The following is a 19,283-nucleotide window of genomic DNA, read 5'->3' as shown; positions in this document are numbered from 1 at the left end:
TTCGCCGGGGCCGCACGGGCCCCAAGGGTGACCGCCCGGTAGTGAGGCGAACGGTGGGGGCTTCGCGACCGGCGGGCGAGCGGCCAGGGATTCCTGACCGGGCCGTGACGCCGGCCTGACCCGGCCGTGACCCGCTACGCGCGCACTCCCCGCATCGCCCGCCGGACCGCCTCGTCGAAGCCGACGAGTCCCTGCGCGGGCAGACCCACGAGGTCGTCGAGGTCGTGCTCGCGGCGCACCACCTCGTGCACGAGGCTGCCGACGAGCGGCTTCGCCACGCCGGCGTCGACCGGGGTGACGACCCCGACCCAGTGGCTCGCGAGCCACGGCGTGAGCACCGGCAGCGTGACGACCACCCGTCGCCGCAGTCCGGTCACCGTCGCGAAGCGCTGGATCATCTGCTCGTAGGTCAGCACCTCGGGCCCCCCGATGTCAAAGGCCCGGTCGACCTCGGCCGGCAGCCCCGCCGCACCCACGAGGTAGTGCAACGCATCGTCGATCGCAATCGGCTGGATCCGGTTGCGCAACCACCGCGGCGCGACCATCACGGGTAGCCGCTCGGTGAGGTAGCGCAGCATGTCGAAGGAGACCGACCCGTCGCCCAGCACGACCGCCGCCTGGAGCACCGCGGCCGGCACCGGCCCGTCGAGCAGGATCTGCCCGACCTCGACGCGCGAGGCGAGGTGCTCCGACAGGTCCGCACCCTCGGGGTGCAAGCCGCCCAGGTAGACGATGCGCCCCACCCCGGCCTCGCCCGCGGCCGCGGCGAAGCCCTCAGCGAGCTCTCGGTCGCGGCGCGCGAGATCACCCCCGCCGTCCATCGAGTGCACGAGGTAATAGGCGACGTCGGTCCCCGACAGTGCCCGGCGCAGGTCGGCCTCAGACGTCGCGTCGCCCTCGACGACCTCGACACGGTCGGCCCAGTCGCGGCCGCGCAGCCGCTCACTCGAGCGCGTGAGGACCCGCACCGTCCAGCCGTCGTCGAGCAGCCGGGGCACGAGCAGCCCGCCGATGTAGCCGGTGGCGCCGGTGACGAGTGCGGTGCCGGGCTTCTTCGGCGCGGCGAAGGGGGTGGAAGTTTCGGTCATGGGCGGATCACCTCAGGAGGTCGAGGGCGGGTGGAAGGAGCACGAGCATCGAGCTGGACCAGATGACGTGGGTGATGACCGGGGCGAGCACTCCCCCGGTGACCCGACGCTGGGCCCCGGTGAGCAGCCCCAGCAGCAGGGCAGCAAAGGTGAGCATGACGTTGCCGGTGGCGGCGGTGACAAGTGTGTAGACGAGGGTCGTCACGCTGAGCGCGTGCCGACTACCGACCGCGGCGAAGAGGGCCCCGCGGAAGAAGAGCTCCTCGCCGACTCCCGTCACGACGGTGATGAGCCAGACGATCGGCAGCGAGCCGTAGCGGGCGTGGTCGAGCACCGCATCGACCCGGTCGGCGAGCCACGGCACCGCGCCGACGACGACGGCGCCGGCTACGAAGACTCCGACGGCGAGCAGCGCCAGCACCACGGGCTGCACCACCGGTCGCGCCAGCCCGGACTCGCGCGTGTGCGCCCACCCGACGTGCAGCCTCCCGGCCCCCAGGCCCCCGACCACCCACACCGCGGCGAGCGCCAGCCCGCCGACGTAGAAGGACTCGTCACCCGGCGGGATGCGCAGGGTGAAGGCGAGGACGACCGCCCCGACGACGAGGGTCAGCGCGCTGACCACGCGGCGTCGGTGCACCCGCGCGTCGGGCTCCCGGTGGTCACGCGGCACCGGCGCGACAACCGCTGCTGCGATGAAGGCCCGCAGCTCCACCACGGGGTGGATCATGCACGTACCTGGTCGTAACGGTCCAGCCTTACACGTCGCGGCCGCACCGTGTGGTCGGCCAGGCGCAGGTCCCGGCGAAACCACATCACGCTGGTCACGAGCTCCCCGCCAGTCGCGCGGACAGCGCCGTCCATGCGCGCACCGGCAGGAGGCGGGCGAGCTTCATCGTCACCGCCATGGGCCACGGGAAGACGATCTCGGGTCGGCCCGACTCGAGGCCGTCGGCGATCTCGCGCGCCGCCTCGTCGGCGTCGATGATGAAAGGCATGGGGAAGGAGTTGCTCTCCGTCATCTCCGTCCGGACGAAGCCGGGGCAGACCGTCGTGACGCGAACTCCCTTCGCGGACAAGGACGCTCGCATGGACTCCAGGAGGGTGATCTGGGCCGACTTCGTTGCGGCGTAGGCCTCTGCACCGGAGAGCCCGCGGTAGCCGGCGACCGACGCGACCCCCACGACGTGCCCGCTGCGCCGGGCAACCATCTCGGGCACGGTCGCGTCGATGACGTGCCCGAGCCCGAGGAGGTTGACCTCGACATGCCGGGCGAACTCCTCGGCCTGCCAGTCGGTCGCGTCGAAGGTGTGCCAGTAGCCGGCACACCACACGACCGTCTCGATGGGCCCGATGGTCTCGCCCACCTGCCGTGCCCCCTCGAGCACCGCGGCGTGGTCGGTCACGTCGACCGGGACGGTCGCGAAGCGCCCGCGGGACAGCTCGTCGAGCCGATCCGCCCGGCGCGCGCTCACGGCGACGATCGAGCCGCGCTCGTGCAGCTCATCGGCGAGAGCCGCGCCGATGCCGCTCGACGCCCCGACGAGCCAGACCCGCTGCCCCACCAGGCTGCTCACAACAGCACCTCGCGCTCGAGGCGGATCTGCGCCACGTCGAGGTAGCCGGCGGCGAAGCCCGCCTCGCAGTAGGCGAGGTAGAACTCCCACGTGCGCCGGAAGGTCTCGTCGAAGCCCGCCGCGGAAATCGTCGGCCACTGCTCCAGGAAGCGCTCGCGCCACCGGCGCAGCGTCACCGCGTAGTCCTGGCCGAAGTGGTGCGCGCTCGTCACCCGCAGCGAGGTGTGCCGCTCGGTCGTCTCCTCGATCGCCCGGGTCGAGGGGATGAGCCCGCCGGGGAAGATGTGCTTCTGGATCCAGCCGTAGGACCGCCGGGTCGCGAGGTAGCGATCGTGCGACATGAGGATCGACTGGATCGCGGCCACCCCACCGGGGGCGAGCAGGTCGTCGATCGCCCGGAAGTAGGTCGGCCAGTACTCCTCGCCGACCGCCTCGATCATCTCGACGCTGACGATCGCGTCGAACTGTCCCTGGACCTCGCGGTAGTCCTGCAGCCGCACGGACACCCGGTCGGCCAGGCCCGCAGCCGCGATGCGCTCACGGGCCAGCTCGGCCTGCTCCCGCGAGAGCGTGATCGTCGTGACCTGCGCGCCTCGGCGCGCGGCGGCGATCGCGAGAGATCCCCACCCGGTGCCGATCTCGAGGACGCGCGACCCCTTGCGCACCCCGGCGGTGTCGAGGACCGCCTCGATCTTCGCCGCCTGGGCCTCCTCGAGGCTCTGCTCCGCGAGCGGTCGCGAGCGGTCGAAAAGCGCGGAGCTGTAGCTGAGCGTCTCGTCGAGGAAGGCCTCGAAGAGCTCGTTGCTCAGGTCGTAGTGCGCCTCGATGTTGGTCCGCGACCCGAGCAGCGTGTTGCGCGTCGAGGCCGGGATGCGCCGGTCGACGACCCGCCGCCACCGGGCCAGCCCCGGGGGCACGAGGGTCGTCATCCGCTGCGCGAAGGGCAGCAGCGCGTCCGCCAGGTCGGTCCCGGGCGCGGCGTCCCAGTCCCCGGCCATGTAGCCCTCGCCGAGCCCGATCTTCGGGTGGTGGGCCATCCGCTCGTAGAGCGCGGTCGGCCGCAGGATGCGCAGCGTGGGCGCGTCCGGGTCGTCGGCGCCGCCGAGCTCGGTGCCGTCGGGCATCGTCACCCGCACCGGCGCCCGTCGCAGGACGGCGGCGAGGATCGGGCGGGCCAGGTGCGCACGCAGGCACCACGGGCGCAGCGAGGGACGCCGCAGGCACAGCGGCTGGTCGAGGGCGGGGGCTGTGGTCATCGGACATGCTCCTGTGGGTGGGGAGTGCGGGGCTGGATGGGCAGGCGTCGCGCCCACAGCCGGATGCCGTGGATGCGGATGAGCGCGCTGACGCGCCAGGTCATGAGCAGATGGCGAAGGGCGGTGCCCACGACCGCGGCGTCCGTCGCCGCGCGCGGCACCCCGGTCGTCGTCGCGGTGAGCACCCGAGCACCGTCGCGGTCGAGGCCGACGGTCACGGTGACCCGCTCGGGGTCGAGCCGCAGCGAGACCGCGCACTCCCCCTCGGTGTCGTTGAACGGCGAGACGTAGAACGCCTTGTCCGTGCGCGCCCGACCGCTCGCGTCGACGTCGAGCAGGTAGGCGTGCCGCTCGCCGTAGGTGTTGTGCACCTCGAAGACGCAGGCCCGCAGCCGCCCGTCGGGCGCGAGGCACCAGTAGGCGGTGAGCGGGTCGAAGACGTGCCCGAGCACCCGCGCGTGCGCGAGCATGACGACGCGGTCACCGGCCTCGAGCTGCACGCCGCGGTGGGCGAGGAACCGCTCGAGGTCGCCCCGGATCCCGCCGCCGAGCCGACCGCCGTCGAGGTGGTCGCGGGCCTCGATGCGGGTCAGCGCCCGCAGCGGCCCGCGGTGCCGCGGCAGGTCGTCGACGTCGACGAGCCATTGGTAGTGGCGGTGGGCGAAGGCGTGCTCGAGCGGCGTGCGGCGGGTGTGGCTCACGGTCCCGACGACCAGGCTCGGGAGGGTCGGCAGGTCGGTGCGGGTCGCTGCTGTGGTCACCACGAGCCCCCGAGCCGCTGTGCCGCCTCGACACCCGAGCGGCACCCGTCCTCGTGGAACCCCCAGCCCAGGTGCGCGCCGGCGAAGGCGAGCCGGTCGCCGCCCGCGGTGCGCAGGCGGGCGGCCGCGGCCACCGCCTCCCGGGTGAAGACCGGGTGCGCGTAGTCCATCCGGGCGACCACGTCCCCTTCGTCGAAGGGGGTCGGGGAGTTGAGCGTCACGAGGAACTGGTCACCGCCCTCGTCGTACCCGTGGAGGCGGTTCATCCAGTAGCTGACCCGCGGCTGCAGCGCGCCGCCGCACGTGGCGCTGCGGTAGTTCCACGACGCGCGCGCCCGCCGCGCCCGCGGCAGGTGGCTCGTGTCGCGGTGCAGCACGGTCTTATTGCGGGTGTAGCGGATCGCGGCGAGGTCCTCCTTTTCCTGCGGGGTCGCGTCGGCGAGGAGGGCGAGGGCCTGGTCGGCGTGCGTGGCGACGACGACCTTGTCGAAGGTCTCGGCGGGTGCGGAGCCCCGAAGGGGACCCCCACCGGCGGTGCGCACGTCGACCCCGTCGTCGTGCCGGGTGATCGCGGTGACCGGCGAGCCGGTGCGCACGTCGGGCAGTCGCGCGGTGAGCGCGTCGACGTAGGTGGCCGAGCCGCCGACGACGGTGCGCCAGGTCGGCGACCCGGAGACGCTGAGCATGCCGTGGTGCTCGAGGAAGGCGAAGAGGTGGCGGGCCGGGTAGTCGAGCGAGTCCTCGTCACCGGAGGACCAGACGCACGAGACGAGCGGCAGCGCGAAGTGGGCGACGAAGTAGCGCGAGAAGCCGTGCCGGTCGAGGAACTCGCCCCACGTCGGGTCGTCCGTGGCGCCCGCGTCGTGGAGCAGGGCCCGGGCGGCGCGGTGGAAGCGCGGGATCTCGGTGAGCATGCGCACGAAGCGCGGGTCGAGCGCCCGCCGCGGCTGGGCGAGCACCGCGCCCGCGCCGCGGCCACCGGCCCACGACAGGCCGCACCCGTCACAGGTGATCGACATGCTCATCTCGGTCGGCCGGGTCGGCACGTCGAGCTCGCGGAAGAGGCGCAGCAGGTGCGGGTAGGTGCGCTCGTTGTGGACGATGAACCCGCTGTCCACCCGCAGGCTGCCCCCGTCGCTCGTGGGCACCGTGTGCGTGTGGGCGTGCCCGCCGAGCCGGCTGTCGGCCTCGTAGAGGGTGACGTCGTGGGTGCGGGCCAGAACGTGCGCGGCCGTCAGGCCTGAGACGCCCGCGCCGACGACGGCGGCGCGCGGACGCCCGGTGGACGATGGGTCGCGGTGGTCGGTCACGGCGGGACTCCTGCGGTGGACGGGGACGAAGGGGGCGACTCTCGAAGAGGGCGACTCTCGAAGGGGGTTCGGCGCCACCCGCGTCCAAAGATTGTTTAACCTTTGTCCAGACGCTAGAGTGACTTTCGTTCGGTTGTCAAATGTTTGTTCAAGGATGGTTCGACGATGAAGATCACCCGCACGATCACCGTCCCCGGTACCCCTCCGGCGCTCGTGTACGCCTACCTCAGCGACTTCACGACGAGCGAGGAGTGGGACCCGGGCACCCTCGAGACGAAGCTCGTCGAGGGCGACGGCGGGGTGGGCAGCCGCCACCACAACCGCTCGGTCTTCCGCGGGCGGCAGACCGAGCTGACCTACGTGACGGTCGACCTGCAGCCGGGCCGCCTGGTCGTCATGCGCGGCGACAACGACACGGTGGGCGTGCAGGACACCATGTCGATCAGTGCGGGTCCCGACGGCGGTAGCGTGCTCGTCTACGAGGCGGACTTCACCTTCAAGGGCCTCGCCAAGCTGGCCACCCCCTTCCTCCGCGGCCCGCTGCGGCGCCTCGGGGACGATGCCGAGGAGGCACTCACCCGAGTGCTGCCGCAGCTGTAGAGGAGCCCGAGGACCACCGCCCATGTACACGATCAAGCGCGCCGCCGAGCTGACCGGCGTCCCCGCCGCGACCCTGCGCGCCTGGGAGCGTCGCTACGACGTCGTCGAGCCGCAGCGCACCGAAGCCGGATACCGCCTCTACGACGACGAGACGCTGGCGCGGCTGCGAACGATGGCCGAGCTCGTCGCCGACGGCTGGACGGCGAGCACTGCTGCGGCAGAGGCGGGCCGACGTCACAGCGGCACGGGGTCACCCTCCCCCGCACCATCGGCCACCCCCGACCCGCCCGCCCCCTCGCGGGCGGACGGCCCCCACGTCGAGGCTCCTCCGTCGCACCTCAGCACACCGCCTTCGTCCGGCGACGAGGCGACCCGGCGGCTGCTCGACGCCGCCGCTGCGATGGATCCGGCCGGGGTCGCCGCGGTTCTTGACGAGCGATTCGCCACCGGCTCCTTCGAGGCGGTCGTCGACGACTGGCTGATGCCCGCCCTCGTCGAGCTCGGCGAGGCGTGGGCCGACGGCCGGGTCACGGTCGCCGGCGAGCACCTCGTCGCGCACACCGTGCTGCGGCGGCTGGCTGCCGCCTACGACGCAGCTGCCAGCCGGACCGGTGGACCACGCGTGATCGTCGGCCTGCCCGCCGGGGCGCACCACGAGCTGGGGATCTTCGCCTTCGCCGTCGCCCTGCGTCGGCTGGGCGTCGACGTCGTCTACCTGGGCGCCGACCTGCCGACCGACGCCTGGACCGCTGCTCTGACGGCCCACACCGCGCGGTGCGTGGTCATCGGCGTGCCGCGGCGCCCGGACGCCCGCGCGGCCCGCACGCTCGTCGGGACCCTGGCCGACTACGACGGGGTGACCGTCTGCGTCGGCGGCAGCCACCAGGACGACGTCGACGCCACCCGACTCGGACACGCCGTCGGGCCCGCCGCCGCGGAAGTGAGCCGGCTCCTGCGGGGCGGCCGCCGGCGCCCGGCCCCTGCGTAGACTCCGGAGCACTTCGACGAGCTGCGCGCGACCGCCGCGTCGCGCCCGACGACAAGGACGGTCAATGACGATCTCCCCGACTCTCGTGGGCCACGGCCCGACCAAGGTCATCGCCGTGCACGGCTGGTTCGGCGGCGCCGACGGGTGGGGACTCCTGCCCGATCTCGTCGACACCGAGGCCTTCACCTTCGCCTTCCTCGACCTGCGCGGCTACGGGGCGCGGCAGGGCGAGGCCACCGACTTCTCCGTCGACGACGTCGCTGACGACGTCTTCACGCTGGCCGACGAGCTCGGCTGGGACAGCTTCGCGCTCATCGGTCACTCGATGGGCGGCGCCATGGTGCTGCGCGCCTGGAGCCGGCACCCCGAGCGCGTCACCGCGATCGTCGGCATCTCCCCCGTGCCCGCGTCCGGCGTGCCGCTCGACGCCGACGGACAGGCGCTCTTCGGCGGGGCCGCGCAGGAGCCGGGCAACCGGCGCGCGATCATCGACTTCACGACGGGCAACCGGCACCCCGGCAGCTGGCTCGACGCGATGACCGCCTACTCGCAGGAGCACTCCACGCCAGAGGCCGTGGCCGGCTACCTCGCCTCGTGGACCGGGGCCGACTTCGCCGACGAGCTGCCCGCGCCGAGCATCCCCGTGCGCGCCGTCGCCGGCGCCCACGACCCGGCCCTCGGCGAGGAGACGATGCGCGCGACGTGGTTGGAGCAGATCCCGGGCTGCGAGCTGACGGTGCTGCCCGACGCCGGGCACTACGCGATGTTCGAGTCGCCGCTCGGCCTGCTGGCAGCCATCGAGGCGACCCTGCCTGCTGCGTAGACTCCGGGAGCCATGAGCACCCTGCAGACCCTCGACCGCGGCCTCGAGGCGATCGAGATCATCTCGCGGCGCACGAGCGGCACCTCCCCGGCGGCGCTCGCGGACGAGCTCGGGGTGCACCGCGCCGGGGCCTACCGGGTGCTCGCGACCCTCGAGCAGCGACACCTCGTCGCCAAGGGCAGCGACGGCCTCTACCGGCTCGGCTCCGGCGCGCTCGCCTACGCCGGACGCTTCATGAGCCAGTACCGCCTGGCGGCGCAGCCGCTCGTGCAGGACCTCGCCGACGGCACGGGCTGCACGGCCTTCGTCTCGATCGCCGACCGCGACGAGTCGGTCGCCGTCGCCGTCGCCGAGCCGGGCGCGCGCGGCGCCATCGGCATCAGCTACCAGATCGGCACCCGCCACCCGATCGCCCACGGCGCCGACGGCATCGCGATCCTCGCACAGCGACCCGCCGCAGCGACCGACGCCGAGGCCGTGCGGGTCGCCCGCGAGCTGGGCTATGCCGTCTCCGACGGCCAGGTCCAGCCGGGCACCGTCGGCCTGGCCATCGGCACGGGGAGCATCGCCGACGAGGTCGAGGGCTCGATCGGCGTCATCCGCCTCGGGGCCCCTGCCGACCTCGACATCGACAGCCTGCTCCCCCACGTGCAGCGGGCTCGGGACCTCGTCTCCCAGCTCTGACCCCACCCGGCTCAACGGGTCTTGACCGGGACTCCTGCCTGCTCTAGGTTGTGCGCTGAACGCACACAACGTGCGCTGTCCGCACAAGGGAGTGCCCTGCATGACCACCTGCCCCATCACCGGAGCCGTGTCGGCTGCTGCGGCCGACTTCGACCCCTTCGGCGACGGCTACCAGCAGGACCCGCCGGCCTACGTCGCCTGGTCGCGCGAGGAGGAGCCGGTCTTCTGGTCACCGCAGCTGGGCTACTGGGTCGTCACCCGCTACGACGACATCAAGGCGATCTTCCGGGACAACCTCACCTTCTCCCCCGCGGTCGCGCTGGAGAAGATCACGCCGACGAGCGACGAGGCCGACGCGGTGCTCGCCTCCTACGACTACGGCATGGCCCGGACCCTGGTGAACGAGGACGAGCCGGCCCACATGGAACGACGACGTGCGCTCATGGCTCCCTTCGCACCCGAGCACCTGTCCCACCACGAGCCGGCGGTCCGACGACTCGTCCGCGAGCACGTCGACGCCTTCGTCGACACCGGCCGGGCCGACCTCGTCGACGAGATGTTCTGGGAGGTCCCGCTCACCGTGGCACTGGAGTTCCTCGGGGTGCCCGACGACGACAAGCCGAAGCTGCGGGAGTACTCCGTGGCGCACACCGTCAACACCTGGGGGCGCCCCGAGCCCGAGGAGCAGGTGGCCGTCGCCCACGCCGTCGGCAACTTCTGGCAGTACGCCGGCGGGGTGCTCGAGCGGATGCGCCAGCGCCCCGACGACGAGGGGTGGATGCAGTACGGCATCCGGGCCCAGCGTGAGCAGCCCGAGGTCGTCACCGACTCCTACCTGCACTCGATGATGATGGCCGGCATCGTCGCCGCGCACGAGACCACCGCCAACGGCATCGCCAACGCCGTCAAGCTGCTGCTCGAGCACCGCGTCATCTGGGACCAGATCTGCGCCGACCCCTCGCTCATCCCCAACGCCGTCGAGGAGTGCCTGCGGCACAACGGCTCCCAGGCCGCCTGGCGGCGCATCACGACCAGGGCCACCGAGGTCGGCGGGGTCGCGATCCCCGAGGGCGCACGCATCCTCATGGTCTCGTCGTCGGGCAACCACGACGCGCGACGATTCGAGGACCCCGAGCTCGTCGACGTCCACCGTGACGACGCAGCCGACCACCTGACCTTCGGCTACGGCGCCCACCAGTGCCTGGGCAAGAACCTCGCCCGCATGGAGATGCAGATCTTCCTCGAGGAGCTGACCTCCCGGCTTCCGCACATGCGGCTGGCCGAGCAGGACTTCACCTACGTGCCCAACACCTCCTTCCGCGGGCCGGAGCACCTGTGGGTCGAGTGGGACCCGGCGGCCAACCCCGAGCGCACCGACCCCTCGGTCCTGCAGCCTCGGCTGCAGGTCAACATCGGCGAGCCGACGGCGGCGCACCACAGTCGCCCGCTGCGGGTCGAGCGAGTGGTCGACGCGGCCGACGGGGTCCGCCACATCACCCTCGTGAGCGCCGACGGCACCGCCCTGCCGGCCTTCACCCCCGGTGCGCACATCGACGTCGAGTGCGGCGACACCGGCATCGTGCGCCAGTACTCGCTGTGCGGTGCTCCGCCCGCGCCGGTCCCGCCGGAGGGCTGCCCCGTCCCGCACGCCCCGCGTCCCGAGCGCTACGAGATCGCCGTGCTGCGCGAGGAGGAGTCGCGTGGCGGCTCTACCTGGGTGCACGACCACGTGCGCGAAGGGGAGGTCCTCACCGTCCGCGGTCCGCGCAACCACTTCCGGCTGCCGGACCAGGCCCATCGGCTTGTCTTCGTCGCCGGCGGCATCGGGATCACCCCGATCCGGTCGATGGCCGCGCGGGCGCGACGCGACGGTGTCCCCTACGAGATCCACTACCTCGGTCGCGAGCGCTCCCGGATGGCCTTCGTCCACGAGCTCGGCGACGAGCACGGCGACCGCCTGCACGTCCACTGCTCGACCGAGGGCGGCCGGGCCGACCTGCGCCGTCTCATGGACGACCTCGCCGACGAGGGCCGCGCGGGCGGGGTGCACGTCTACGCCTGCGGCCCCCAGCGGATGATCGACGACCTCACCGCCGGCAGCGAGGACTGGCCGGAGGACACGGTCGTCTTCGAGCACTTCTCCTCGACGCTCGGCGCGCTCGACCCCGAGCAGGAGCACGAGTTCACCGTGCACCTGGAGGACTCCGACGCCGACCTCGTCGTCGCCAACGACCGCACCCTCCTGCAGACCCTGCGGGACGCCGGCCGGGAGATCCCGTCCAACTGCGAGGAGGGCCTGTGCGGCACCTGCGAGGTGCCGGTCCTCGACGGGGCGGTCGACCACCGCGATGTCGTCCTGTCCACCGCCGAACGCCGTGCCGGCGACCGGATGATGTCGTGCTGTTCGCGAGCAGTCGGCGACCGGCTCGTCCTCGGGCTCTGACCCCCTTCGTCCACCCACCGACCCACACCGAAGGCACCAAATGTCGATTGCACTCCTGGGCATCTTCATCTCCCTGGCACTGCTCATCACGCTGGCCTACCGCGGCCACTCCGTGATCGCCGTCGCCCCCATCGCGGCGTCGATCGCCGTCCTCATGTCGGGCGCGCCGCTGCTCGCCAGCTACACGCAGGTCTTCATGCCGGCGCTCGGCGGCTTCATGGCCAACTTCTTCCCGCTCTTCCTCGTCGGCGCGATCTTCGGTCGGCTGATGACGGTCAGCGGCTACGCCCACGACATCGCCGGCTGGATCTCCGGGGTCCTCGGGCCGCGCTTCGCCATCCTCGTCACGACGCTCGCGACCGCTCTACTCACCTACGGCGGCGTGAGCGCATGGGTCGTCGTCTTCACGATCTTCCCGATCGCCACCTCGCTCTTCGCGCAGGCCGACATCCCGCGTCGCCTCATGCCGGCCGCGATCGCGCTGGGCATCTTCACCTTCGCCACCGCGGCCCTGCCCGGCTCGCCGCAGATCCACAACACGATCCCGACGAAGTTCTTCGGCACCAACACCTTCGCCGCGCCCGGCCTGGGCCTGCTCGGCGCGGTCGTCGTCTTCGGTCTGGGCATGCTGTGGCTCGAGCGTCGGCAGCGTCAGCTGGCCGCGGCCGGCGAGTCCTTCGCCGACCCGACCGAGGCGGAGATCAAGCAGGCCGAGCGCACCGGGGCCCCGCTGCCCACCGGCGGCGCCCGGGTCGCCGACCCGGACGTGCTCGACGGCGACGGGCCCGACGCCGACGGGCACGACGGTGCCGGCGCCACGCAGACCAGCCCCGCACGCACCGCGGTCGCGATGGCCGAGCGTCCCTCCCCTTCGTCCGCCGTGGCCATGGCCACCGAGGGCACTGGCCAGCGGCCCACCGCCCTCGCCGGCCTTGTCGGGCTCGCCCCGATCCTCGTCATCGTCGCGGTCAACGCGCTGTGCACCTACGTCGTCTTCCCCGCCCTCGACGTCAGCTACCTCGCCGAGGAGAAGTTCGGCGCCACGGACCTGGGCGCGGTGACCGGCATCTGGTCGGTGACGGTCGCGATGCTCGCGGGCATCCTGCTCGTCTTCGCCCTGCGGCCGGGCTCCGCCTCCTCCTACGTCGAGGGGATCACCGAGGGCGCCCGCAACGCCGTCCTGCCGGTCTTCAACACCGCGAGCGAGGTGGCCTACGGCGCGGTCATCGCGTCGCTGGCCGTCTTCGCCACCGTGCGCGACGGCTTCTTCGGCGTGAGCGACAACCCGGCCATCGTCGCCGCGGTCTCGACGACCGGCATCTCCGGTCTCACCGGCTCGGCGTCCGGTGGCCTGACGATCACGCTGTCGACCTTCGGCGAGCAGCTCGCGCAGATGGCGACCGAGCAGGGGATCCCGATGGAGCTGATGCACCGGGTGACCGCGATGGCCGCGACGGGCTTCGACTCACTGCCCCACAACGGAGCGATCATCACGCTCCTGCTCGTCTGCGGGCTCTCGCACCGTGAGTCCTACAAGGACATCTTCGCCGTGACCGTGGTCGTGCCGCTCATCGGCCTGGTCGTCGTCACCGCGCTCGGCCTGACGGTCGGGACCTTCTGACCCACCTCCGCACCCGACCCCACGACACCCACCAGGCGGGGACCCCGCCGCAGACGAAGGAGTGACCATGGCCCACTACCGCCAGGTCGGACCCGTGCCGGGCAAGCGGCACACCCTCTTCAAGGACGCCGACGGCCGCATCCTGTCCGAGGAGCTCATGGGCGAGGAGGGCTTCAGCTCCGACAGCTCGCTGCTCTACCACCGCCACATCCCGTCGAGCATCGTCGGGGCGCGGCCGTGGGAGCTGCCCGACCAGACGCTCACGCCCAACGAGCCGCTGCTCCCCCGCCACCTCAAGCTCCACGACCTCTTCACCGACGAGCAGGCCGCGACCACCGATGCCGTGACCGGTCGCCGGCTCGTCCTGGGCAATGGCGACGTGCGCATCTCCTACGCCCACGTCGGCGCCACCTCGCCGCTCTACAAGAACGCGATCGGTGACGAGTGCGTCTACGTCGAGCGCGGGTCCGCGCTGCTCGAGACGCAGTTCGGCGCGCTCGAGGTCGCCGAGGGCGACTACGCGATCATCCCGCGCGCGACGATCCACCGGTGGGTGCTGCGCGAGGGCGAGACCGCGCGCCTCTACGCGATCGAGGCGAGCAGCCACATCGCCCCACCGAAGCGCTATCTCTCCCGCTACGGCCAGCTGCTCGAGCACGCGCCCTACTGCGAGCGCGACCTGCGCGGCCCGACCGAGCCGCTGCTCGTCGACGAGCAGGACGTCGACGTGCACATCAAGCACCGCGGGCGCGGACCGAGCGGCATCGCCGGCACGATCCACACGGTGCCGGAGCACCCCTTCGACGTCGTCGGCTGGGACGGCTGCCTCTACCCCTACGTCTTCAACATCCGCGACTACATGCCGATCACGGGCAAGGTGCACCAGCCGCCGCCGGTCCACCAGGTCTTCGAGGGGCACAACTTCGTCATCTGCAACTTCGTGCCGCGCAAGGTCGACTACCACGAGCTCGCCGTGCCGGTGCCGTACTACCACTCCAACGTCGACAGCGACGAGATCATGTTCTACGTCGACGGCGACTACGAGGCGCGCAAGGGCTCGGGCATCGGCAAGGGCTCGATCTCGGTGCACCCCGGCGGGCACGCGCACGGCCCGCAGCCCGGCGCCGTCGAGGCCTCGCTCGGCGCGGAGTACTTCGACGAGACGGCCGTCATGGTCGACACCTTCCGCCCGCTCGACCTCGGCGAAGGTGGCGTGGCCGTCGACGACGGGGTCTACGCGCGGTCGTGGACCGGCGGGCGCTGGGTGGGCCACGCATGAGCGCCGTGCCCGAGCAGTTCATCGCGTTCTTCGACGATGCCGCGACCTTCCCGCCCGGGCTCGCGCCGGTGGCGCAGGCCGTCACCGACCACGTCGCGCGCCGCTCGGCGCTCCTCGATGGTGCCGTGGGCCCGGCCGTGCTGTCGCTGGCGGATCTGCCGGAGGCCCGTCGGGTCGCGGCCGGCCTCGACCTCTCCGGTGGCCCCGTCGAGGTCTCCGTCGTCACGCCGGCGGGCCGGCTCGGCGAGGCTCTCGAGATGGCGAAGGGGGTGACCCCCGAGCTGCAGGTCGTGGCCGTGGAGCTCAAGACCTCCCCCGAAGACCGGTCGCTGTGGGGGGCCCAGATCCGCGAGGCCGCAGCGGTGACCGACCTGCCGGTCTACGTGGAGCTGACGGCAGCCCAGGTCTCGCAGGGGGCGCTCGACCTGCTGGCGGGGACCCCCCTTCGCCTGAAGTACCGGACGGGCGGGATCGAGGCGCACCTCTTCCCCACCCCGCAGGAGCTCGGTGACGTCCTCGTCGCCGCGGTGTCCGCGGGGCTGCCCTTCAAGCTCACGGCCGGGCTGCACGAGGCGGTGCGCTACACCAACGCCGGGACGGGCTTCACCCACCACGGCTTCCTCAACATCGCGCTCGCGACGCAGGCGGCGCGCGCCGGCGAGGACCGGGACGTCGTCGCCGGCTGGCTCGCCGAGACCGACCCGGCGCGCCTCGGCGAGGCCGCCGCGGCGTCCGACGGGGCGTGGCGCGACTCCTTCACCAGCTTCGGCACGTGCAGCGTCGGCGAGCCCGCCGACAGCCTGCACCGACTTGATCTCTTCCCCGCGACCTGACGAGAGGTACGACTCCATGACGACTGCGGCACAACGACTTTCGACCGAGGGCTTCGGCCCCGACAACCTGCCCTACGGCTCCTTCTCCCCCGCCGATGGTGACCCGCGGCTGGGCGTGCGCCTCGGGGACGTGGCGATCTCGCTGCGCGACCTCGTGCCGGCCGTGGCCGGTGCCGGCGGCCCCGCGCTGGCCGTCGAGGTGGGTGACGCGGCCTCCGGGAGCAACCTCGACGCACTGCTCGCCGCCGGCCACACCGCCTGGCAGCCGCTGCGGACGTGGCTGCAGGAGGTCGTGACGACCGACGGGCTCGACGGCATCGTCGCCGCCGCCGCGACGCCCGTCGCCGAGGTGGCGATGCACATGCCCTTCACCGTCGCCGACTACGTCGACTACTACGCGTCGGAACAGCACGCGAGCAACATCGGTCGGATGTTCCGCCCCGACCAGGCGCCGCTGCTGCCGAACTGGAAGCACCTGCCCGTCGGCTACCACGGTCGCGCCGGGACGGTCGTGCCGTCGGGCACCGACGTGCGGCGGCCCAAGGGCCTGCGGCCCGAGGAAGGCGGGACCCCGAGCTTCGGTCCGTCGCGCCGGCTCGACATCGAGGCGGAGCTGGGCTTCGTGATCGGCGGGTCCGCACCCGAGGGCGAGGTGTCGGTGTCGCAGGCCGCCGCGGAGCACCTCTTCGGCGTCGTGCTCTTCAACGACTGGTCCGCGCGTGACATCCAGGGCTTCGAGTACGTGCCGCTCGGGCCCTACCTCGGCAAGTCCTTCGCCTCGTCGATCTCGCTGTGGGTCGTGCCGTGGGATGCGCTGGAGACGGCCCGGGTAAGCCCGCCCGAGCGCGAGCACACCCTGGCCGACTACCTCGACGAAGGGGGTCAGGAATGGGCCCTCGACATCACGATGGAGGTCGAGCTCGACGGCGAGGTCGTCTCGCACCCGCCCTACCGGGCGATGTACTGGACCGCGCCGCAGATGGTCGCGCACATGAGCGTCAACGGCGCCTCGCTGCGGCCCGGCGACTTCTTCGGCTCCGGCACCGTGTCGGGCGACGAGCGCGACCAGCGCGGCTCCTTCATGGAGCTGTCGTGGGGCGGCAAGGAGCCGCTCGTGCTCGCCGACGGTCGCGAGCAGCGCTTCCTCGAGGACGGCCAGACGGTCGTGCTGCGAGGGCGTGCGCCGGGCGCTGACGGGTCGGTCATCGACTTCGGCGAGTGCGTGGGGACGATCCTGCCCGCGCGGTGAGGTCGGCTCCGGCCCGACCGGTGGTGAACGACGGTGTTCCGGCAGGTGTCCATCGTGACGCTCGGTCCCGTGCTCGCGCAGCGTCCTGGCGCAGGCTTTGTCCGAGATCTCGGACACCTCGTACCCCGTGGGGGTAGGCCACGGGAGGATCCGACGGCTGGCCTAGGGTGGGTCACGTGAGCACGAGCAGGCCAGCGCACCGCGAGCTGCTCCGCGCGGCAGGACCCGCGTGGACGGCCGTCCTGCTCGCACTCACGACCGGGGTCATCGCGGGGATCATCGCGATGCACGGGTTCTCCGTCGGGCACCATGCCGTCTTCGACCAGACGGTGGCCCATGCCTCCGGTCACGAGCAGCCCCACCCGACGGCCGTCGACTCGTGCCCGGCCGGGTCGTGCGACGACGCGGGAGCCATGGACGACGCGGGAGCCATGGGGGCCATGTGCCTCTTCGTCCTCCTGTCGCTCGCGCTCAGGCTCCGCGGACGTGGTCGGGCGGTCTGGCACGCGCACCCGACCTGGCTCACGGCCCTCCCCCTGCCCGTCGACGACGTCCCACCCGGGGCCAGGTCGCGCGAGCTCCTGACGAGGTTGTGCATCAGCCGGACGTGACCGGCCCAGCGGTGGCGCCCAACACCACGGCGCCGCCCGACGCACCCCGATCACCCAGCACCTCCGTTCGTCAGGAAGAGATCCACCATGCCCAAGCACGCACCGATCACCGCACTCGCCGCCGCGGCGGCCCTCGCCCTCGCCGGCTGCTCGTCGGACGGCTCCTCGCACACGGACGGCCACGGCTCCGGCACGTCGAGCTCGTCGAGCAGTTCCGCGGAGGACTTCAACCAGGCCGACGTCACCTATGCCCAAGGCATGTCGATGCACCACCAGCAGGCCGTCGAGATGTCAGACATCCTCCTCGAGAAGGACGACGTCGACGCCGACGTCGCCGACCTCGCCCGCCAGATCAAGAAGGCACAGGGGCCCGAGATCACGAAGATGCAGGGCTGGCTCGAGGACTGGGGTCACCCGATGGAGCACGGCGGCCACGGCTCCGACCCGTCCATGGACGGCGACCACATGGACGGCATGGTCAGTTCGGAGGACATCGCTGAGCTCCAGAAGGCCGACGGACCGCAGGCGTCCCGGCTCTTCCTCGACCAGATGATCGAGCACCACGAGGGCGCCGTCGACATGGCCGAGAAGCACCTCAAGGCCGGGAAGAACGACGAAGCGCTGGCACTGTCCAAGACCGTCGTCAAGGACCAGAAGGCCGAGATCACGACGATGGAGCAGATGCGCAAGGCCCTCTGAGCTCGCCTCCTCCCCACCGGCCCGGCCGGCATCGCCGGCCGGGCCGCCCCCACTCCACCGAAGGACTCTCGTGACGACGACACGTCGAACCCTGCTCGCCCTCCCCCTCCTCGGGGTCCTCGCCGCCTGTGGCGGTGGTGCCACTCCGTCGACGTCCGCCTCCGCCGCAGACCCGCCCCGCGACGCCACCGGGCGCGCGTCGGACACCACGGACTCTGCTCGTGACGAGCAGGTGACCATGACCGTCTACAAGGACCCGTCCTGCGGATGCTGCGGAGGCTGGGTCGAGCACGCCGAAGAGCACGACTTCGCCGTCACGACCGAGGTGACGGACGACCTCGATGCCGTGTGGAGCCGGCACGACATCCCGGCCGCCCTGCAGTCGTGCCATCTCGCCCGCACGAGTCGGGGCGACCTCTTCGTGGGCCACGTGCCTGCCCGCCACATGCGTGAGTACATCGCCAACCGGCCGAAGGGGGCCCGCGGCCTCAGCGTCCCTGCCATGCCGGTCGGGACGCCCGGGATGGAGCGAGGTGATCGCTTCGACCCCTACGAGGTCATGCTCATCGCCGATGGTGATCCGCAGGTCTTCGCGAAGGTCTCCTCGCCAGCGGATCACAAGTCGCCGGCTTCCGCGTAGATCGAGGCGTGCGACCGGGTGTCCGACGGGCGGCTCCTGCCACGTGCCGGTGGCGGGAGCCTGCCCGTGCGTCAGTAGGCCTGGAGGCGAGTGCGCGTCCCGACCACCTGGATGTCCGCGACGGGCTCGTCCTGAAGGTCGGCGACAGCGCCGAGGTCCTGCCAGGCGCCGCCGTTGACGCGGTACTGCCCCACGAGGCGTGCGTCGACCTTGATGTCCTTCGTGCCCACCTCTTGATAGGAGTGCGTCACGTCGCCGTCCGGGTAGACACCGCCCGTGCTCGACGTCCACCCCGAGGCCTGGCCGTCACCGAAGTCGTAGCGGTAGTCCTTCGACGCGATCTTGAACTCGATCGTCCACGACAGCAGCTTGACCGGCTTGCTCACGTCGCCGGGAGCCAAGCCCTCGTCCGGCCAGCTCGCCGCGTAGTAGGTCTTGAAGTCCTTGAGCGTCTTGCCGTCGACCTCACCAGGGTTGGTCGAGACCGTCGGCTTGGCGAAGGGGAGCTCCAGGAAGGCCTCGCGGATCTGGGTGATCGTCGGGACCGGCGGCGGCGGAGGCGTGCGCGGGATCGTCGGGGCGTTGATGTCGGGCGCCGCTGGATAGCCAGGAGTGCACCGCTGCCAAGGCCCCATCCACTCCGTAGTCCCCTCGGGCCGCATCCAGATGAGCCGGGGACTCCCGCCGCCGGTGTCTCGACAGTCGATGATGGTGGCGCTGCACATGGGGTCAAGGCCTCCGCCCGTGCAGATCCTCGTCTTGGTCTCCCACATCACGGGGGGCGCGTTGAAGGTGACGTTCTTTGCCTTGCCCTGGTGCTT

Annotated in this window: 19 protein-coding genes; 12 read left to right on the top strand and 7 right to left on the bottom strand. The window is 72.0% G+C overall.

What is annotated here, in order from left to right:
* Positions 1 to 134: 134 nt before the first annotated feature.
* From ACQBJO_RS06670 to ACQBJO_RS06645, 6 genes are all read right to left on the bottom strand, one after another.
* A complete protein-coding gene (locus ACQBJO_RS06670) occupies positions 135 to 1,088 on the bottom strand; it encodes an NAD(P)H-binding protein (RefSeq protein WP_421006702.1) in 954 nt (317 codons plus the stop codon).
* A 7-nt stretch (positions 1,089 to 1,095) separates the two neighbouring features.
* Complete coding sequence (locus ACQBJO_RS06665) at positions 1,096 to 1,818, bottom strand: CPBP family glutamic-type intramembrane protease (RefSeq protein WP_421006703.1); 723 nt, start codon at positions 1,816 to 1,818, stop codon at positions 1,096 to 1,098.
* 94 nt (positions 1,819 to 1,912) lie between these two features.
* Entirely contained in the window at positions 1,913 to 2,665 is a 753-nt protein-coding gene (locus ACQBJO_RS06660; protein ID WP_421006704.1) for an SDR family NAD(P)-dependent oxidoreductase, read from the bottom strand.
* Positions 2,662 to 3,921 carry a class I SAM-dependent methyltransferase gene (locus ACQBJO_RS06655; RefSeq protein ID WP_421006705.1) on the bottom strand — a complete coding sequence of 420 codons (1,260 nt, stop codon included), beginning with the start codon at positions 3,919 to 3,921 and terminating at the stop codon, positions 2,662 to 2,664. Before ACQBJO_RS06655 ends, ACQBJO_RS06660 begins: the two co-directional genes overlap by 4 nt.
* Positions 3,918 to 4,682 (bottom strand): DUF1365 domain-containing protein, encoded by a 765-nt coding sequence (locus ACQBJO_RS06650; RefSeq protein WP_421006706.1) that lies wholly within the window; start codon positions 4,680 to 4,682, stop codon positions 3,918 to 3,920. Before ACQBJO_RS06650 ends, ACQBJO_RS06655 begins: the two co-directional genes overlap by 4 nt.
* Positions 4,679 to 5,992: an NAD(P)/FAD-dependent oxidoreductase gene (locus ACQBJO_RS06645; protein WP_421006707.1), complete on the bottom strand. Its 1,314-nt coding sequence runs from the start codon at positions 5,990 to 5,992 to the stop codon at positions 4,679 to 4,681. Before ACQBJO_RS06645 ends, ACQBJO_RS06650 begins: the two co-directional genes overlap by 4 nt.
* Positions 5,993 to 6,157: 165 nt before the next feature.
* On the opposite strand from ACQBJO_RS06645, the gene ACQBJO_RS06640 reads away from it, so the two are divergent.
* From ACQBJO_RS06640 to ACQBJO_RS06585, 12 genes are all read left to right on the top strand, one after another.
* Complete coding sequence (locus ACQBJO_RS06640) at positions 6,158 to 6,592, top strand: SRPBCC family protein (protein WP_421006708.1); 435 nt, start codon at positions 6,158 to 6,160, stop codon at positions 6,590 to 6,592.
* 22 nt (positions 6,593 to 6,614) lie between these two features.
* On the top strand, positions 6,615 to 7,580 hold the full coding sequence (locus ACQBJO_RS06635; protein ID WP_421006709.1) for a MerR family transcriptional regulator: 966 nt from the start codon (positions 6,615 to 6,617) through the stop codon (positions 7,578 to 7,580).
* Between the two features lie 64 nt (positions 7,581 to 7,644).
* Positions 7,645 to 8,403 carry an alpha/beta fold hydrolase gene (locus tag ACQBJO_RS06630; RefSeq protein WP_421006710.1) on the top strand — a complete coding sequence of 253 codons (759 nt, stop codon included), beginning with the start codon at positions 7,645 to 7,647 and terminating at the stop codon, positions 8,401 to 8,403.
* A 12-nt stretch (positions 8,404 to 8,415) separates the two neighbouring features.
* Positions 8,416 to 9,087, top strand: coding sequence for an IclR family transcriptional regulator (locus ACQBJO_RS06625; protein WP_255185963.1), 672 nt, complete (start codon positions 8,416 to 8,418; stop codon positions 9,085 to 9,087).
* A gap of 100 nt (positions 9,088 to 9,187) precedes the next feature.
* A complete protein-coding gene (locus ACQBJO_RS06620; RefSeq protein WP_421006711.1) occupies positions 9,188 to 11,530 on the top strand; it encodes a cytochrome P450/oxidoreductase in 2,343 nt (780 codons plus the stop codon).
* Positions 11,531 to 11,570: 40 nt separating this feature from the next.
* Positions 11,571 to 13,151: a GntP family permease gene (locus ACQBJO_RS06615; RefSeq protein WP_421006712.1), complete on the top strand. Its 1,581-nt coding sequence runs from the start codon at positions 11,571 to 11,573 to the stop codon at positions 13,149 to 13,151.
* Positions 13,152 to 13,218: 67 nt separating this feature from the next.
* Positions 13,219 to 14,430: a homogentisate 1,2-dioxygenase gene (locus tag ACQBJO_RS06610; protein ID WP_421006713.1), complete on the top strand. Its 1,212-nt coding sequence runs from the start codon at positions 13,219 to 13,221 to the stop codon at positions 14,428 to 14,430.
* Positions 14,427 to 15,263 carry a hypothetical protein gene (locus ACQBJO_RS06605; protein ID WP_421006714.1) on the top strand — a complete coding sequence of 279 codons (837 nt, stop codon included), beginning with the start codon at positions 14,427 to 14,429 and terminating at the stop codon, positions 15,261 to 15,263. Before ACQBJO_RS06610 ends, ACQBJO_RS06605 begins: the two co-directional genes overlap by 4 nt.
* Positions 15,264 to 15,279: 16 nt before the next feature.
* Entirely contained in the window at positions 15,280 to 16,512 is a 1,233-nt protein-coding gene (gene fahA / locus ACQBJO_RS06600) for a fumarylacetoacetase (protein ID WP_421006715.1), read from the top strand.
* Between the two features lie 176 nt (positions 16,513 to 16,688).
* The gene (locus ACQBJO_RS06595; protein ID WP_421006716.1) at positions 16,689 to 17,123 is read left to right on the top strand and encodes a hypothetical protein; all 435 of its coding nucleotides are present in this window, start codon (positions 16,689 to 16,691) and stop codon (positions 17,121 to 17,123) included.
* Between the two features lie 87 nt (positions 17,124 to 17,210).
* Entirely contained in the window at positions 17,211 to 17,822 is a 612-nt protein-coding gene (locus ACQBJO_RS06590; protein ID WP_421006717.1) for a DUF305 domain-containing protein, read from the top strand.
* Between the two features lie 70 nt (positions 17,823 to 17,892).
* Positions 17,893 to 18,462: a DUF411 domain-containing protein gene (locus ACQBJO_RS06585; protein ID WP_421006718.1), complete on the top strand. Its 570-nt coding sequence runs from the start codon at positions 17,893 to 17,895 to the stop codon at positions 18,460 to 18,462.
* Positions 18,463 to 18,533: 71 nt separating this feature from the next.
* Here ACQBJO_RS06585 and ACQBJO_RS06580 read toward each other — a convergent pair whose 3' ends face one another.
* Positions 18,534 to 19,097 (bottom strand): hypothetical protein, encoded by a 564-nt coding sequence (locus ACQBJO_RS06580; protein WP_421006719.1) that lies wholly within the window; start codon positions 19,095 to 19,097, stop codon positions 18,534 to 18,536.
* Between the last annotated feature and the right edge of the window lie 186 nt (positions 19,098 to 19,283).

Source organism: Janibacter zhangyanbonis, assembly GCF_050507325.1.
GTDB lineage: Bacteria > Actinomycetota > Actinomycetes > Actinomycetales > Dermatophilaceae > Janibacter.
Note: the sequence above shows the minus strand (reverse complement) of the source record. Positions and strands in the feature narration are given on the sequence as shown.